This is a genomic window from Pseudescherichia sp. AS216 (assembly GCF_037152055.1).
Taxonomy (GTDB): domain Bacteria; phylum Pseudomonadota; class Gammaproteobacteria; order Enterobacterales; family Enterobacteriaceae; genus Pseudescherichia.
This window is the reverse complement of the sequence record NZ_JBBCMV010000001.1, coordinates 1008181-1024739: the sequence shown is the minus strand read 5'-3', so window position 1 is coordinate 1024739 and position 16559 is coordinate 1008181. Positions and strand designations below refer to the sequence as shown.

14 protein-coding genes are annotated in these 16559 nt (G+C 56.7%); 1 reads left to right on the top strand and 13 read right to left on the bottom strand.

The window, feature by feature from the left end; translation table 11 throughout:
• The first annotated feature begins 61 nt into the window (after positions 1-61).
• Positions 62-712 carry a ribonuclease T gene (rnt, locus tag WFN61_RS05025; RefSeq protein WP_144811863.1) on the top strand — a complete coding sequence of 217 codons (651 nt, stop codon included), beginning with the start codon at positions 62-64 and terminating at the stop codon, positions 710-712.
• Here rnt and WFN61_RS05020 read toward each other — a convergent pair.
• The 13 genes from WFN61_RS05020 to WFN61_RS04960 form a co-directional block, all read right to left on the bottom strand.
• On the bottom strand, positions 654-1739 hold the full coding sequence (locus tag WFN61_RS05020; protein ID WP_337037995.1) for a VasL domain-containing protein: 1086 nt from the start codon (positions 1737-1739) through the stop codon (positions 654-656). The two genes, rnt and WFN61_RS05020, sit on opposite strands and share 59 nt — an antisense overlap.
• A gap of 34 nt (positions 1740-1773) precedes the next feature.
• A complete protein-coding gene (gene tssE / locus WFN61_RS05015; protein ID WP_337037992.1) occupies positions 1774-2214 on the bottom strand; it encodes a type VI secretion system baseplate subunit TssE in 441 nt (146 codons plus the stop codon).
• Between the two features lie 2 nt (positions 2215-2216).
• Entirely contained in the window at positions 2217-2756 is a 540-nt protein-coding gene (tssJ, locus tag WFN61_RS05010) for a type VI secretion system lipoprotein TssJ (protein WP_337037989.1), read from the bottom strand.
• A complete protein-coding gene (gene tssG / locus WFN61_RS05005) occupies positions 2734-3819 on the bottom strand; it encodes a type VI secretion system baseplate subunit TssG (RefSeq protein WP_257757420.1) in 1086 nt (361 codons plus the stop codon). The genes tssJ and tssG overlap by 23 nt, the downstream gene beginning before the upstream one ends.
• Positions 3783-5543 carry a type VI secretion system baseplate subunit TssF gene (tssF, locus tag WFN61_RS05000; RefSeq protein WP_337037985.1) on the bottom strand — a complete coding sequence of 587 codons (1761 nt, stop codon included), beginning with the start codon at positions 5541-5543 and terminating at the stop codon, positions 3783-3785. Before tssF ends, tssG begins: the two co-directional genes overlap by 37 nt.
• 35 nt (positions 5544-5578) lie before the next feature.
• Positions 5579-7174 carry a type VI secretion system protein TssA gene (tssA, locus tag WFN61_RS04995; RefSeq protein WP_337037982.1) on the bottom strand — a complete coding sequence of 532 codons (1596 nt, stop codon included), beginning with the start codon at positions 7172-7174 and terminating at the stop codon, positions 5579-5581.
• Entirely contained in the window at positions 7174-10545 is a 3372-nt protein-coding gene (locus WFN61_RS04990) for an ImcF-related family protein (RefSeq protein WP_337037979.1), read from the bottom strand. Before WFN61_RS04990 ends, tssA begins: the two co-directional genes overlap by 1 nt.
• A gap of 6 nt (positions 10546-10551) precedes the next feature.
• Positions 10552-11985 carry a hypothetical protein gene (locus WFN61_RS04985; RefSeq protein WP_337037976.1) on the bottom strand — a complete coding sequence of 478 codons (1434 nt, stop codon included), beginning with the start codon at positions 11983-11985 and terminating at the stop codon, positions 10552-10554.
• The gene (locus WFN61_RS04980; RefSeq protein ID WP_257757415.1) at positions 11985-12245 is read right to left on the bottom strand and encodes a PAAR domain-containing protein; all 261 of its coding nucleotides are present in this window, start codon (positions 12243-12245) and stop codon (positions 11985-11987) included. The genes WFN61_RS04985 and WFN61_RS04980 overlap by 1 nt, the downstream gene beginning before the upstream one ends.
• Before the next feature lie 167 nt (positions 12246-12412).
• On the bottom strand, positions 12413-14338 hold the full coding sequence (locus WFN61_RS04975; RefSeq protein WP_436880848.1) for a T6SS effector phospholipase Tle3 domain-containing protein: 1926 nt from the start codon (positions 14336-14338) through the stop codon (positions 12413-12415).
• A gap of 68 nt (positions 14339-14406) precedes the next feature.
• On the bottom strand, positions 14407-15192 hold the full coding sequence (locus WFN61_RS04970) for a T6SS immunity protein Tli3 family protein (protein ID WP_257757413.1): 786 nt from the start codon (positions 15190-15192) through the stop codon (positions 14407-14409).
• Positions 15193-15231: 39 nt separating this feature from the next.
• The gene (locus WFN61_RS04965) at positions 15232-15783 is read right to left on the bottom strand and encodes a T6SS effector phospholipase Tle3 domain-containing protein (RefSeq protein WP_257757412.1); all 552 of its coding nucleotides are present in this window, start codon (positions 15781-15783) and stop codon (positions 15232-15234) included.
• Positions 15780-16550 (bottom strand): T6SS immunity protein Tli3 family protein, encoded by a 771-nt coding sequence (locus WFN61_RS04960; protein WP_257757411.1) that lies wholly within the window; start codon positions 16548-16550, stop codon positions 15780-15782. The genes WFN61_RS04965 and WFN61_RS04960 overlap by 4 nt, the downstream gene beginning before the upstream one ends.
• Positions 16551-16559: the final 9 nt, after the last annotated feature.

Here is a 16559-nt window from a genome sequence, read left to right as displayed (position 1 = left end):
ATGTAATCCCACTCAAAGTTTGCCATAATGCGCGCTGCTTTTTCCTGTATTAAGAGATCCTATGTCCGATAACGCACAGCTCACCGGTCTTTGCGACCGTTTTCGTGGTTTTTACCCTGTCGTAATTGATGTTGAAACCGCCGGGTTTAATGCCAAAACCGATGCGCTACTGGACATTGCCGCCATAACGCTAAAGATGGATAGCGACGGCTGGCTGATGCCTGACAGCACCCTGCACTTCCAGGTTGCGCCTTTTGAAGGTGCCAACCTTGTTCCCGAGGCGCTGGCGTTCAACGGCATCGATCCCAACGATCCGCAGCGCGAGGCGGTCAGTGAATACGATGCGCTACACGCGATTTTCAAGATGGTGCGTAAGGGAATTAAAGATTCCGGCTGCAACCGCGCCATTATGGTGGCCCACAATGCTACCTTCGATCACGGTTTTATGATGGCGGCAGCAGAGCGCGCCTCGCTCAAGCGTAACCCGTTCCACCCCTTTGTGACCTTCGATACCGCTGCCCTCAGCGGGCTGGCACTGGGGCAAACCGTTTTATCAAAAGCCTGTACAGCCGCTGGCCTGTCGTTTGATAGCACCCAGGCCCACTCCGCGCTGTACGATACCGAACAGACCGCGCTGCTGTTTTGTGAGATCGTCAACCGCTGGAAACGGCTCGGTGGCTGGCCGCTGCCGATGGCTGCTGACGAGGCGTAACGCCGCGCGTTAGAGCGAAATAGTAGGTAATGAGCTGCTGTAAGTGCTGCTTCGCCTGCCGTTTTTGCGCATCCGGGATCGTTTCAGGCGTTTGCTGCTCAGACATCAGACGGAGCTGCTCCTCTACCGGCACCGTCTTGTTAAAGGCCAGCGTGGCGGCAAACACCTGTGACTTCAGCTCGCTGACGGTGAGGTATTTTCCCTTTTGACCATCAAGGGCATTGAGCCGCTCGCTCAGGTTTTGTAGCGTTAGCATGCCCTGATGCCAGCCCGTCAGCGATGCATCCGGCGTCCTGCTCAGCGCCCGATCGTACGGCAGCGCAGTGAGCGCATCCGGGCGGATCAGAGAGTACCAGCCCACAAAGCCTATGGCACTCAGCACAAAGGCGGTCAGCATCCCACTCAGGAAAACACCGGCACGTTTTGCTGCAGGTGCTGTTTCGTGGATCACCTCAACGTTTGCACCCTGCGCCTGCGGGATCGTATCCAGCCGTTGCGGCTCGGAAGCACTCTCTACGTGCATTAATGCATGACGTACCTGTTGCAGCAGAGGCGCTATCTGACTTACCTGCTGCAGCGCCTGCCGGGCCAGAATGTCACTTAGCGTTTCCAGCGTCGACTCCAGCTGCTGAAGCTGCGGGTAATCCTCAGCGCTCAGGGTAAAGGTGCGAAACACCTTATGCAGCCGCTGAAACAGCCCACAGAGAATTTCCGCACGCGGCTGTTTGGCCTGAGGCCAGAGCTGCGCCCAACGATGGCCCAGCATTGCCGCAAGCATGTTCAGCCCTTCGTGCATGCCTGCCACCCGCGCCAGATGAGTGCGGGCCAGGGTATACCAGGCCCCTGTCTGCAGCTCAACGCCATTTTTTTCAAACAGCGCAAGGGAGAGCTGCTCTATGCGCTGCCAGTCGATATCAGGCCTGGCGGGATGCGTCAGCTTGCTCATTTCATTGCGCAGCGCAATGAAGTCAGGGAACGGACGCGGATCGTCGCCCGTCCGGACATGTCGGGGTTCTGTGTGTTTCATGATCGATGTATCCGTGAATTGAGTGACGTGTGTTCTAACTGAGATAGTTTTGTTGCTTCAGGTGGCGGATCAATACCCGCCCCTCCGGCATAAACTCGGTGCCATACCGCACGAGCCCGACGCCTCTGAGTTCAGCATCAATGGCATAGCGCAGCTCGCCGGGGATCGTCTGGTCCAGCAGGACAACCCCAATCTTCTTCAGCCGGGGCTCATATTTAAGCAATACGGCTGACAGGGTTCCCATTAGCTGATGCGCGCTTCCCGGCATCCCCTGCAGGATTTTAGTCATGTCCGGCAGACCGTAGTCCGGCAGATGCGCCAGCGTTCCGGCGCGACAGTTCAGGATACGCTGCATGTTGTCCAGCACCGACAGGATCGTCTGGTTCTGCTCACTGACCTGGATCAGGTCGAGATCGCCGGTGAAGTTGCCGTAGAGGATTTCGTAGAGTGAGGGGGCGCTATGGCGTGGCGACATGGTCAGTTATCCTTCAACGGTTGCAGGATCAGCTGGTTATGCCCGGCTTCAATCACCCGGGGCCTGTCCGGATCGAGCTCGTCGCGAGACAATACCCGTTTCCAGCTATTTTTCGCCATCTCCGGCGCGCGGAAAAGCGCTACCACAGCGACAAACTGCGCCTTGTCATCCAGGGGCATATCCAGGCTGACATCCTCTCCTGGCTTCACCACCAGACTGCGGCTGGCAAGAAGATCTGCGCCCGGCGCATCATCACCCTGCGTCAGCAGCTGCGGGTAGACGGTTTTATCAAAGACCTTACGATCCTTAAGCTGGTAGACCCGTACCATCAGCGGCTCCGACAGGGAGGTATTCTCCTGCCCGTCGGTATTCAATGCCTGGCGCGCGGTGATGTCCAGATGCAGGGTTTTCACCTGCTTATAAAAAACAGACTTCACTACGGATGCCGTGCCGTCGCTGAAGCTCTGCGTCAGGCCGCACCCCGCCAGCAACGGTGGCAGCAGCAGCAAAGGGAGTCGTTTAATCAACAGAGTACGCAACACGTCGTATTCCTTGTGGTGTAGCGGCGGGCGACATACCACGGTAACACCCGGCCTCAATGGTGAATGTTGCAGGCAGATCCGGCGGGACGTCATCGCCCTCCATGCCCAGAACGCCGGTCATGCCGAGGACAAAGGGCGTCTCCCCCAGCACCGGGGCGGGCAGCAGCTGTGTGGGAACGGTCAGTTGGATAAGCGCTCTATAGCGCCAGCCAAGGTAGACCCGCAGCAGCACCAGAAAGTCGTCATAGGTCTGCCCCGCCGGCAGCCAGCTCTGCGCCTCCGCGTGGTCTTCGGTATAGAGGGCAATCAACAGCTGGCTGCCAATCTCTGTCGTTTCATCGCCCAGCACCGTATATCCGTCGAGCTGGAAGTCGCTATCGCCGTAAAAACCCAGCGGGTTATCGAGATAAACCGGGCGCGGAGAGTGCGGCATGACGGTCACCTGCGTGCGGGGGGCCAGCAGCCGCACCAGCGCCTGAATCCCCTCTTCGGTACGGCCAGGCAGACGCATCACGCCAAGGAGCGCCAAAAAACGCGATACCGGGGTGGCTATATGGTTATCCGTGCCGGGAATACCCAGACCCATCAGTCCCAGCAGGCTTCGGGAGGTGCGGTCCCTGCCCCCGGCTTCAAAGGTTGCCGGATAGGAATACTTGCGCCAGATACGGTAAAACTGGGTCAGGATGCGGTGGTTAAAGATATCGAGAAACGCTTCCTGCGCCTCATGCCCCTCCCGCCGCTGCGCAATATCATCCAGCCAGGCAGTGGGCAGCGGCGAATCCACACCGTACAGCCCCATAAAGGTGGTGCGCACCGTCGGCGGCGCATCAGGGTTATCCTCATCATATTCCACTGCCTTTAGCTCGCTGACCGGGAAGCCCATCCCCGGATGCGGACGAAAGCGCACCGGGTCGTCCGCCGGGCTCAGCGCGATCCCCAGCGCGGGTGCGTCAGGGCGCGATTTCTCCAGCAGCTGACAGAAACGATAGAAGTTGATGCGGTGGACATCCCGCTCAAGCCCCGGGCTCAACCGGGAATGCGGCGGTTGTGGTTCTCCTGCCATTCAAGACGCTCTCCGGTAGGTTGCACTATCAAAATCAAACGGTTAAAGAGATGGATATCGGTGTACAGGGCAAAGAAGCGGTTGAGCATTTCACCAAACAGGCAGATGTCACCGTGGCCGGCAAAACCGTTGCTGTCCAGCGTCACCTCAACCTGCACGCCTCGCATAAAGTGCCCCTGCTCAAAACGCTCTACCTCGCCGTGTTTGACATCGACAATTGCCGCCAGGCGGCGGCGGTTCATCTCGTTATCCGTCCAGTCATACAACGCCAGCGCACCGCGCAGAACATCAGCGTTATCCATCATCCACAGAAAGCTGCTGCCGAGATGGCTCAGCACCCGCCAGTGAAAGCGGTCCCGATCCGGCGGGTAACACGGCAGCGTGGGCGCACAGAGATTGCGCACATGGATACGCGAGGTGGTGGACTTGACCACCGTATCCAGCAGCGTACTCTGTAACGCCCGACGCGGTAGCTGCCCGTTCGTTCCGGTCAGGCTGAGAGAGAGTTTTTCATCTTCCGGTACGGTATGGTTATCGAACGCCTCACCGCCGAGGATCAGCCAGGTATCGTGCAGCCCGGAAGCACCGCGCTTCACCCGCGTGTGGTAATAATATTCCGGCGCGTCGTGCCGGAGCATGCCCCCTTTATGGCGGAAGCTGGTAAACGGCACATATATTTGATGTCCGGAATGGCGCGACGAGGTCACGGAGTCCACCGAGTAAATCTCCGTATGTCCGTCCTGAATGCGCATCGGGCGCAGCAGGTACTCGGTCTGGAGCATGTCCAGCTGCAGCGGATCAGACTCGAGCGGGAACAGGTTAATCACCGGAGCGCAGTGCAGCCGGATCTGCTTCGCTGAGAAGGAAAACTCATGTGGCCACGCTTGATTCAGCACCAGTTCGATTTCAAACCAGGGAAGGTTTTCCGGAAAGACGACGTTTTCCAGCCCGCGCAGCGCCACGGACATAAACTTCTCGCGAAAGGTAAAATACTCCAGCAGTAGTTGATAGCCGCTGAAGCCGCCGCTTTCCGGCAGCAGCGCCTCATCCTTGCCAAAGCCGCAGACGGCAAAATGGGCGTCCAGCGGCCTGCGGTCGATGTCGCCGGGAAAGCGGATCCCCGCTTTCGCTACGTTGAGCGTGAATGCCTCGTGCAGCGCGCAGGCCAGCGCGGCGTCAGCATTCAGGTATAGCGGGAGGCGGCTTAAATCAATACTTCGCCAGTCTGCCAGCGGTCCGCACTCAAAACGCAGGCGGATCAGCGAGCGCCCGTCCGGCTCTGTGGTGATGCCTGCCTGAGAAAGCGACAGCGGCAACAGCGTCAGCGGCTGGGTGGTGGTGTAGCGGCAGCGGGTTCGCTTTTCACCGATGGGCTGCGAGCGCACCTCAAACCCTCTGGCAACGGTGACGGGCTCCTTCATCTCCCGCCAGTCGGTGGAAAACTCCACGATAGAGAGGGAGGGAATGGTGCGCAGATAGTGCGGCCAGATCATGCTGACCAGCCCACCGGTCAGCTCCGGCAGATCGTCGTCCAGCTTTTCACGCAGCCGCCCCATCAGGAAGGCAAAACCCTCAAACAGCCGTTCCACATAGGGATCGCGGGCACCCGCTTTGTCGAGGTTTAACGCTGCTGCTCGGTCAGGATGGGCGCGGGCAAACTCCTCACCCGCTTCGCGCAGGTAGCGCATTTCAGCGTCAAAATAACGCAGGGTTAAGTCGTCCATTGCATATCTCAGATATCAGGATGTGAATAAAAGCGTCAGCTGCACAGCACGGCAGCTCTTGCGGGATCGAGGGCGATCAGCCCAGCCAGCAACGTCTCCATCTCCGGCTGTAGTCGGATTTTCTCTGCTTCACTACGTCCGGCCTTCATGCGCAACAGTTTCAGCCTTCTCGCCTTCACCTCAAACAACAGTCCCGGCTCCCATTGCGTCAGCGTCAGGGTGGCCGAAAGGGCATCCAGCTCAGCCAGCAGGTGCAGGGCCAGTTCATTTTTGCCCGTCTGCTCGGCAACGCGCGCCATCAGTAAATGCAGCAGCCAGCGGCTGCGCGGCGTGGCGATCCCAGGACGGGCCTGCAGCCAGGCCAGCGCCGCATCGGGGCCGTCGCTGTCGGCAAGCGTGAGCGCTTCCGGCTCCAGGAGCAGGATATCGTCGTCGCCGGATACCATTGCGGACGCCGCCGTCGTGTTGTCCTGCCAGCCCGCAGGGTTATCCGTCACCTGCTGCTGTATCCAGTTGAGGGTCACTTCGTCAGCGAACGGCGTGCCGTCGCTAAAGGCCAGCGTCTCAAGCCCCGGCAGGCGCGAGAGCACGCCTTTCAGGTCAGACTGAATAATGGCGGCCTCGGCTTCCCGCCCGGATTTCAGCAGCGCCTGGTGCAGATACCACTGCACGTCCAGCCACAGGTGATTAGCGCCCCGTGACAGCAGGCTGTCCGCCTCCTCCATGAGTTCACGCCAGCTCTGTTGCAGGTACAGCCGTTTCAACTGGGCTCGCTGTTCCGGCTTGGGCGGTTCGATGCGGGTTTTACCGTCGGCGGAGAGCGGCGGGAGCTGGTGCAGGGTGTCATGCCGAAGATTTTTTATTAGCCGATGGGCGGCCAGCCAGCCGTCCGGCTGGCTTCTCAGGTAGTCTGCCAGGGTGCGCGCCTGGGTAAGCAGCTCCTGACCTGAAGTAATGCCCGCCAACGGCGGCACGCTGCCGAACGGTGGCGCCGTGTGGCTGCCCTCGCTGACGTTCTGTGGCACGACCGCATCCATACCGCCGGATTTCAACAGGCGGGTTTCCAGCGCGCCATACAGGGCACCGAGCTGCGGGTGCTCGTCTGCTGCCGTGTGCTCTACGGCCCGCTCAATCAGCCATAGCGCCCCGGCGAGGCGTCCGGCTTCGGCTTTTGTCACCTCCGGGTAGAGCAGCAGGCTGTCCAGCATCCGGCTGCTTGCCAGCCACTCCAGCGCCGCTTTCCGGCTGCGCTCCCGCTGCGGATGGAGCCCTGTACCAAAGCGCTGCATCAGGCCGGCCAGCAGTTCGATTCCATCCGCCAGCCCCGCCTCCCCGTCACGATGCAACCGCGCCCAGGTGTAATACGTCGCAACACGAATATCCTTGCTGGTGGTCGTCAGCAGCTTTTCCGCCAGCTGGCAAATCAGCGCCGTGTCTGCGCCCGAGAGCTTGTTGACCTCCTCACGCATCTGCTGAAAATCGTCGTCATAGCCGGGGTCGTCGCCGGTGGAATTGTCATCAGACACAGGCTTCAGCCAGTTTTCCCACAGGGCAAGACGGGACTGTGCCTCCTGCGCCTGCGTGTCTGCCCGTAGCTGGCAGGCGGCCAGTAGGGAATCAACGGACGCCATTATTCACTCCTCTCATTTGCATCAACTTCTTTTTCATCCGTCCGTTTTGCATTCAGCGTATCAACGCTGAATATCTGCGCCGGAAGCGTGAAGTTGCGTAGCTTCAGCAGCGCCAATGGGCCGTCGCCAAGCTCCGTGCGCAGCAGCCACTGAAGCTGCCGGTTGTCCGGCGCGGTAAGAGTCAGACGGTAGAGGCCGTCGCTCTCCTTTTGCCGCTTCATCCTCTCCAGAATACGGATAATCCCCCAGGGACCGCTGTCGTTGGCAAACAGCCGTGCGCCTGCCGCCGTGGAGGTCCAGGTCAGCATTGCGCCCGGTTTGTTAATCACCCCCGGCCAGCGGAAGCTCTGCCAGTCAGCAAGCTGGTTGAAATAGTGCAGCGTCTGCCCGTCAAGGGTCAGCTGGGTCTCGACAATCTCCGGCATGGCAACGCCCTGCATCTCAAAACTGATGCCCTGGCTGCCGTCGGTAAACAGAATGTCAGATAACTCGCTCAGCTGATTAATCGCCCTGAGGAATGCCGGACTGAACGCCAGCCCCTGGCTGTGGGCGCTATCTGCCACCCAGGTACTGCCCTCCCGGTGCAGCACGCCACCCAGCTGGCTGGTGAGGAAGCGATCGATACGTCCGCTGTCGCGACGGATAAACGCCGCGAGCATCGGCAGTGAGGCGTCATTTTTGCCTGCGGAAAAGGGATAACGTCCGTCAAAAGCAGCATGCCAGTTAGCCACAATCGAGCGCTGCCACGCCTCGTTCAGGCTGGCCGCCGACGGCTGTAACACCGTCTCCCAGGCTTGGGTCAGCGGCTGGACAAACAGGGTCTGCCCGAAGCCACTCCACTCCTCTCCCAGGCTCGCCGCCATCAGGCTGCCGTACTCCCGGGTGTCGGTCAGATCCACGCTTTTTCCCTGAAATACGGTCTGCGCCAGCTGCTGCATCATCGCCTGCGGATCGGGCGAGCTCGCCACCTGCTGGAGCCTGAGGCGCACGCGGGTCAGGCGGGTTAAATAGGTCTGTAAGCTGAGCGAACTGTCCGCGGCCATCACGTTTTGCGCGCTGTTTTTCCCCATCAGGGCCAGAAGCGGTCCGAACGTGCCGTCCAGGGGGCTTACAGGCCCGGCGGCCTGCTGGTCAATCACCGGTTTATCGCCCTTACCCAGCAAATTTTTCGCCGACTTCACCAGCGAGTCGGATATCGCCTCTCTCTGCTCTCCGGTCTGCCCCTGGTACGCCAGGGTATTCATCAGGGCAATCAAAGGCGACTGGCGGACATCGCTGGCAAGCGTTAACTGGTCGGTGACATCCGCAATAGTGTGCGCCGGGTTTAGCCGGATACTGTTTAAGACGTTCAGCCATGCACCAGAGAAGTCGGCGAAATAGCGCTCCGTCAGGCGCTGCTTCAGCGCCTCTGGGGAAACGTCCCCTGACACGCTTTTCCGGTTATCGCTCAGGACCCAGTCAATCTCGTCGCGGCGGGAGTCCACCGCTTTATCGATCGCGTCCTGAATCCCCCCCTCCCACGCCTGGCGGGTAAACATCCCTGGCACCACCTCTCGGGTGGTAAACAGACGGCTCGCATCGGTCTGCGGTGTCATATCCTCAAGGGTCATGTCGGCGTAGTTCCGGCGCACCTGAGTGAGCATGTTCTCGTACAGGGTGCTCTCAGCATTACGCCGACCGATTTGCTCCAGTAACACCTGGCGCGCCTGCGTCACCAGCGCCGCATCCGGCGTGATTTTCCAGGCTGGCTGTGACGGCAGGTTTTGCATGTACCAGGCCCACAGATCGGGCGCGATGCTCTGCCATATCGGCGAAGAGATGCCGACACGGGTAGGCTGAGCGCCTGTCATCACCCGGGTGTAAAACGCTGCATCCGCTTTGTCCGGACGCGCCATCATCAGATACGCTTTCAGCTGGTCATAACCGGCTTTTGCCCGCCGTGCCCGTTGCGGACTGCGCGGCGGCAGGTTCGCCAGCGTCGTCAGCTGCTGCGTGAGCGCCTGCACCGCCGCATCACGTACCAGGCGGTTGTTCGCCTGCGTGTACCAGGGCATTAGCGCGGTAAAGAGCTGCGCACTGTGATCGAGGCCGAAACGCTGATACCAGGGCGCACCGTGCGCCTGCTGGCTCTGCAGACGTGCGAGATCGTTAAGCAGTACCTGTAAGGCCACCAGTTGCTCATCACTGACGACAGGATGGCTAACCAGCTGCTGCGCCCGTTCCGTGGTGGTCACAATATGCTGGCGGTTAATGATAAAGGAGAGCAGGCTGCCCGTGCCCCACAGGACCACCAGCGTCAGCAGAGTAACGCCTAGCGTACGCTGCCACGGCATCCCTACCTGCACGCCGCGTACTCGTTCACAGTCGGTCATTACCCCCTGCCACGCAGCCGGAGCGGACCAGCTGTGAGGGTGCAGCGCCTCATCCGTTACTTTTTCCCCTGCCTGCGAGGGGCTGAACATCAGGCCGCGCAGCGGAATACGCCTCAGGTGCTCCGTAAGCCACGGCGTCAGCAGCGCACGCCAGCGGGCAATGCCGTTCTCCTCAAGGGAGTGTCCGACCCGCAGCAGAAAATCATGGGCCGGATTGGCGCACAGCTGTTGCATGCCCTGCTGACGCAGGGACGGCAGAATGGCGCAAAGCTGCTGTTCAACCCTCTCTGGCGTGGCCTGCATCGGAAACAGCGCCCCCACCGTCTGGCTAGCACGGCTATCCTGCGGCCACAGCGTGTCGCATACCTGCCACAGGTACACCGGCGGCTGGTAGCGCAACGCCTCCCCAAGCTGTTCGAGCGAGCGAAGCGCGTTATCTAGCGTACCGGCAGTGGCCTGCGCCTCATCAAGCGCCAGCACGATGCCGTCCAGCGGACGGTGACGTCGCAGCTTGCGCAGGGCGGCCAGTCGCTCCGCATCCGCTAACGCCGACAGGCTGCCGCCGTGAATCAGCACCGTCCGATGCCCCTCCAGCCACTGTTTTTCCGCAAGGCCAGGAGCGATGGCGGCTATTTGCGCGGGCTCGCCGCAGACCAGTAAGAGGCGGACTCTGTAGCGCCAGAGAGAGGTGTAGCGGCGGCGAAGGTGTTTATTCAACGAAAAAAAAGAGTCGTTTTGTTTCCTTGTATTAGCCACCTCGCCTGCTGGATAACTGCCATGCGGGATCACCGGCGTATCGTTTTTCAGGAAAGGAATAAGGAAAAAAATCAGCGTGCACAGCGTAACGGTCACAAAAACCGTCCCCAGCAACGCTATCCAGGATGCGTGTTCGCCTATGGCTGCAAAGAAAGGTGATATCTGTGCCAGCAAAAACAGCAGCGCCGACAAAACGGCAAGGACAAAGAGAGTTGCCCCAAGTATGTATAAAAACTTTTTCATGGTGGATTACTCCTTGCGGGCCAGTCCGGCAGCCTGAATAAAGCGGGGGCGTTGCAGAGAAGCTAGGGTGCGGCGCAGAAGAAACACGGCTCCCGGCAGCGTAGCGACCAGTGACAACAGCATACTGAGCACGCCGTACCAGGAAAAAAACCAGTCTGGAAAAAAACGGGCTACGGCAGTGAAAACCGCGATATTGAGCAATATCCCAAGGCAGAGTGACCCTGCTGGATAAGGCATTGGGGAGCGTCGCACTTCTTCATCACGGATCACCGGCAGACTATTACCCACGACCACTGCACAGGCCTGCTTGTTATCCGCCTGTAATAGCCAGTGACTCCCCGGGCCGTAATTGACCATCTCTGTTGCCGCAGCGACCATCAGCCATCCGGCCAGATGACCATAATTTGCGCTGATTTTGGCAAAATCGATAATGCCAGCGGTGGCGATATCCTCATGCAGAGGCAGAGGTAATTCATTAACCACGCGTCCCAGTGCCTGTGCAGATGATCCAGATAACCCGCTGTACCAAACCAGATGCTTTATCCCGGCTGGCTGCTGGGCTATATCGCGCAGCTCGGCTAACTCACGAGGTAACGCACCCGTATTCAGCGGCATAGCGCGAAATACCCGTACCGCATCCCGTTGTTCTGCGGGTTTTAGCATCGCCTCAGGGAACAACATCAGCGCACAGGCAAATTCTGGTAAATTTTCCTCCGGCTGGCGGTAATGTAGTGCCAGTACCAGCACAGGAGCATGTGTAGCCTGTAAACGTTGGTTCCAGTCGTGACACAACAATTCGTCAGGCAAAAACTGAATCGTTGGCGTCCACGGCAACCCTTCGGCTGCCCATAGGCGGGAAAGTGCCTCCTTTTCCCTCTCTTTATCCATAGAAGTTGTCTGTATCAGCACCGTCAACGGCCCGGAAGGATACCGCTGAATAAGTGACGTTCTATGCTGCTGGATTAACTGCTGGCAAAGCTGCTCAAAACGAAAAACACCAGGTATCACAGGCTTATCCGTGGCCAGTGTCAGGGGATGATCGTCATCCTGATGCTCAGTCGCCCCACCCACCAGGCGGGGAAGCAGCTGAGGATCCGCGGTCAGTACCGCATGCCGGACGACGCAAAGATGCTGGTGCGCATAATATTGCCAGGCCAGGCGCGTATCCTGACGCCAGTTATTCCAGTTACAAACCCAATAAGATCGGGCTTCCCACCATAATAGATACAAAGCTATAGCCGTCGATATCCCCACCAGAGTATATGCTGTCAGCGGTAGCCAGTAGCCGCTGGCAAGTGTGGGAAGGCCTCCAATAGGCGAATGCATTACAACATGCACTAACACGACAAATACACCAGCGACAATAAACAACAGACAAATCCATGGCGACCAGGCGGGAGTTTTATCCATGGCGGGAATATTGGGTAAGGACCATCCCATTAATCAATCTCCATATCCGGCAGGCTGGCATACACCACCGAACCACAGGCGCTCTTACAGCCATGCACGACAATTCCCCTACCGTTTTCCTCATAGCTCATATCGCATTCCACAATCGGAGTGGAACCGTGCTCCGGGCAGGATACGATGTCATTCAGTAATGCCGCATTTCTGCCTTCAATTTCAAAGGTGGAAGAAGCAGAAATTACCCGACCGCCGTGAGACGTGGAATCGTTAAGGACTACAATACGTTTGGGCATATAAACTTCCTTGCACTAATTTTTAATAAAATATATTTTCAGGGAGAGAGTTCTTATATCTATAAATCACAATAATAAAATCCAAAAATCGCATAAATTATTTAAATCGACAGTTATTTATTAAGCTGCGAATAGATAAAATCTAATAACTCTTTGAGTAGCACCCCCTACATTTTATTAGTATGCCGAGCTGTTTCTTCAGCTTTTCTCTCTGCCGCAGCCGGATCCGCATCCTGGCGGATAATATCCGGCATCGGCGGAATGGTCAGTTTGCCATGAAAATAATAATCATCACTTTCCAGCCAGTCGGCCTGCCTGCGCAAATCTGCCAGGCTTGCCCTGTCCCATGAGTGCCAGCAGTACCCTACCGGTAAATCGTAAGCCACCACCCGGCTCATAAAACGCTCATCCATGGGCAGGGTGCTGTGGTCCGTCGGACGCTGCACATAGGTCCGCACCTCTTCCAGCATGTCGGCAGTTGACTGCTTCGCATATCCCCGGCGCGTCTCTTTCGAACCCGGTCCCGGCAGTGACCAGGAAGGAGGTTTGCGTACCATCTTCTGGTTAAAGTAACCGTAGAGTGAAATGTAGTAGCGGTAGTCGACATCAACAGGCTTGTGCGTCACCGGGTTAATCTGCCCGTAACCAAAACCCTCCGGGCCGCCCTGCTTTTCAGTGCTGGCGTAATCCTGATCGAAATTCTGCATATCTTCTGCTGTCAGCGGCTGCGGGACCCGGGGCGCATTGATGTTCAGCGTCTGCCCCCGGGGTGGCGCCGGCCAGGTCATCTCCTGAAGCAGCGTGGTGGTGCTGTCCCAGAACGGCCTGCCGTCACCGAGGTTGCCGAAGTGTGTCTGTGCATCCGGCTCTGCGCCGCAGGGGGTGTTGCGTCCCAGCATTCGCACATACAGGGTCTCTCCGGCCATGGCGAACAGAGGATGCGGCGCGCTGTAGTTGCTTTCCGCCGTGTCCGGCAGCCCCTGCCAGCCGATGCTGCGCAGCGGGGCCGAGCCCATCACCCGGTCATGCGGGTTACAGTAAATCCAGGTGGTGCCGTGGTTGTCACGCTCCGGCAGGCCACCGTGCGTTTTACCCTGCGGCGTCCAGCTTTCACCGTCACTGCTGACGCCCGCCAGCAGATGGTCACAGCCCTGCTGCGCCAGGCGGTTTCTGTTTTCCGCCACCTTTTTAACGATATCGGCAAACGTCGCCTCTCTGGCCTCACGGCTGATGATTTCCTTTACCGGATAGGAGATGTAGGTGGTGGGCTCGTTGTCCAGGGCATAGGGTGAATTCATCACAAACAGTGCATCCGGTGCCTCAATGGCCGCCGCAGCCAGGGCAATCATCGTCCCCTGGCTGTGCGACAGGACCGTGACGGTGTCCTCAGGATGTTTGCGGCGGGCAGTTTTTATCAGGTCGGCCAGCCGCCCGGCGGCGTGCGCATAGTAGTGGCGCGGCGGCGCGGCAGTCAGGAGCCGATCCCGCTCGCCATTCATCAGCTGGGTGCTGAACGGAATGGGGATGCCGAGAGCAGCGGGCCAGTTATCGAACCCCTGCTCACTCCACAGGCTCACCAGCTGGTTGCAGCCATTCTGAAAGGGACCGCCGCCCCAGTACCAGGGGCCATTGCTTTTCCGCTCTTCAGGCGAGAGGTCATAGTAGTTATCGCCCCGCTTATTTTTTAGCGGAATGGCATAGCTGTCGGTTTCGTGGTCCGCTGAACGGTAGCCCCAGTAGAAGCGGATAACCGGCGAGCGGCCTTCCCCGCCCTTTTTGATATGCCGCGACCCAGAGATCCATTTCATCCTGTTTCCGTCTGTACCGTAAAAGGTACTCAGCCCACTTTCTTTTTCATCGCAGGGCACCAGATGACCCTCTTCGTATCTATTTTCAATTAGTGCAAACTCACCACTCAGCCCCAGCCGTTCATTAAGACCTTTACATAACGCTGCTTCTGCGTTTTTATACCATTCACCTTCTGAATTAACACCATGCACGAAAATAACCAGTCCCGGTAGCTGTAGCGGCGGTTGCACCTCAGCACGAACCTTAATATTTTTATGCGAAGTCATAGAACGCGCATAGGGCATTCCATTATCAGTAAAAAATATCGGCACTTTGCGTGTCGGGAAAGGGAGTTTATATTTATCGCTCATTATTATTTCCTTAAGGGCTGAACTGGTTCAAGCTTTCTGTCGCACCGCATTTTTATGTCTCCGCTGCGGGGGTAAAGTTTTGATAAGTCGAGCTTGTAAAAACCGTACGGTGGGAGATCTTCCCCTGGCCTGAGTAGCTCATATTCATTGTCTGAACGAACGAATCCTACATCGCTCTTTTTATCAAAGTCCCATCGATCAACAACAGGATATGTTCTGTTAAGCGAGCGATAGTAAATCAGATAAAAACTATTATCAGTAACAATCATGTCATAATCCTTTGTATCGCCTGTAGGATCCTGCGTATAACCACCATATGCAATACCATCCAATATATTCCCACTATCAGTAGTGACCAGAACAGCATTCATACAACCCTTATCTGAACCCATGCAGGCCGCATGGCGTGTATTAATAGTTGCCGGAAACGCAAGATAATCATCACGCGTGGACAGCCAGAACAAGCGACCTTTAAACAAATACCCTGACCCGTCCAGTATTTTGACATGGATCTCTTTTTTCTTATTGTTATAGAATGTTTGTCCATCCTCACACCGTGTATAATTCTCCAGCGTGAAATAGCGGTTGTCATCAATCTGATAAATGATTTGCGGTGGGCCATAGACAGGCGGTGGCGCATTTTTATCTTTTTCCGTCATTACCGTTTCATGCAGGCTCCCTGCCCCCAGACCGAATGCGGCACCTTCGGTAACGCAGCCGCTCAGTGAAAGCAGAGCACCGCCCAGTAGTGATATTCTGACGAAAAATGCAGTTAGTTTATATATCATACTCACGCCTGTTATTTTCATGGGATAATGTGCAAACGGTTAATTCTTTGACAGGCTCACCAGCTGGTTGCAGCCGTTCTGAAAAGGCCCGCCGCCCCAGTACCAGGGACCTCTGGTTTTCCGCTCTTCGGGAGAGAGGTCGTAATAGTTATCGCCTTTTTTATTTTTTAGCGGGATGGCGTAGCGGTCAGTTTCGTGGTCCGCTGAGCGGTACCCCCAGTAGAAACGGATAACCGGGGAGCGACCTTCTTCTTTTATTTTTCGGGGAGGGTCGACCCATACTGTATCGTCATCATTCCAGTGAGGGTCGTAATACTTGTTAGGCTTTAACATTAAACTCTCGCTTTTTTCAGACAAACCAAGACGTATGTTAAGACCGTCACATAATGCATTTTCAGCAAAATTATACCATTCACCCTCAGAGTTAACGCCATGAACAAATATGATCAAACCGGGTAAATGTAAAGGCGGCTGAACTTCGGCATTTACTTTGATGTTCTTATGAGATGTCATTGAATAGGCAAATGGCGTGCCATTATCAGTAGTGTAAACCTCAACTTTCCGGGTCGGTGATGATTTATTAGCACTCATCTTATTGTTGCTCCTGATGGTTGTACTGGCTCCATTGCACGGTTACACACTATTTTCTCCTGTATGACATGAGAAACATCCATCTCAAACTCCCTTTGATATACCGGACCAGAGACTCCCGGGTAGCCTCGTTCTTTCGTTGCCTTTTCATCTGGATGAAATTTCCATCGATCAACTGACCCATTTGTGGGCGTTCTATTTCCATCCCAATAGTTGATCATATAAAATCCCTCATTCGTGACTAACATGTCATAATCTTCCGTATCGCCTGTAGGATCCTGTGTATAACCGCCGTATTCAGCACCGTTGAGCGTCTTCCCACCATCGACTGTGACAATAACTGCATTCATACAGCCCTTATCCGAACCCATACAGGCTGCATAGTTCGTATTAATGGTTGCCGGAAATGCAAGATAATCATCACGTGTGGACAGCCAGAACAAACGGCCCTTAAACAGATACCCTGATCCATTCAGTATTTTGACATGGATCCCTTTTTTCTTATTGTTATAAAATGTCTGTCCGTTATCACACCGGGTATAATTCTCCAGTGTGAAATAGCGGCTGTCATCAATCCGGTAAATAATTTGCGGCGGGCCATAAACAGGCGGCGGCGCATTCTTATCTTTTTCGGTCGTCACCGTTTCATGCAGGCTCCCGGCCCCCAGACCGAATGCGGCACCTTCAGTAACGCAGCCGCTCAGTGAAAGCAAAGCAGCGCTCATTATCGGCAGGAAGATAAATAACCTGGTTAAGTTAAGCGGCATATTTTATCC

Bases quoted from the DNA above. Each gene is read 5' to 3' on its own strand.
- rnt (WP_144811863.1), top strand. From the start codon at position 62: ATGTCCGATAACGCACAGCTCACCGGTCTTTGCGACCGTTTTCGTGGT.
- WFN61_RS05020 (WP_337037995.1), bottom strand. From the start codon at position 1,739: ATGAAACACACAGAACCCCGACATGTCCGGACGGGCGACGATCCGCGT.
- tssE (WP_337037992.1), bottom strand. From the start codon at position 2,214: ATGTCGCCACGCCATAGCGCCCCCTCACTCTACGAAATCCTCTACGGC.
- tssG (WP_257757420.1), bottom strand. From the start codon at position 3,819: ATGGCAGGAGAACCACAACCGCCGCATTCCCGGTTGAGCCCGGGGCTT.
- tssF (WP_337037985.1), bottom strand. From the start codon at position 5,543: ATGGACGACTTAACCCTGCGTTATTTTGACGCTGAAATGCGCTACCTG.
- tssA (WP_337037982.1), bottom strand. From the start codon at position 7,174: ATGGCGTCCGTTGATTCCCTACTGGCCGCCTGCCAGCTACGGGCAGAC.
- WFN61_RS04990 (WP_337037979.1), bottom strand. From the start codon at position 10,545: ATGAAAAAGTTTTTATACATACTTGGGGCAACTCTCTTTGTCCTTGCC.
- WFN61_RS04985 (WP_337037976.1), bottom strand. From the start codon at position 11,985: ATGGGATGGTCCTTACCCAATATTCCCGCCATGGATAAAACTCCCGCC.
- WFN61_RS04980 (WP_257757415.1), bottom strand. From the start codon at position 12,245: ATGCCCAAACGTATTGTAGTCCTTAACGATTCCACGTCTCACGGCGGT.
- WFN61_RS04975 (WP_436880848.1), bottom strand. From the start codon at position 14,338: ATGCCCTATGCGCGTTCTATGACTTCGCATAAAAATATTAAGGTTCGT.
- WFN61_RS04970 (WP_257757413.1), bottom strand. From the start codon at position 15,192: ATGATATATAAACTAACTGCATTTTTCGTCAGAATATCACTACTGGGC.
- WFN61_RS04965 (WP_257757412.1), bottom strand. From the start codon at position 15,783: ATGAGTGCTAATAAATCATCACCGACCCGGAAAGTTGAGGTTTACACT.
- WFN61_RS04960 (WP_257757411.1), bottom strand. From the start codon at position 16,550: ATGCCGCTTAACTTAACCAGGTTATTTATCTTCCTGCCGATAATGAGC.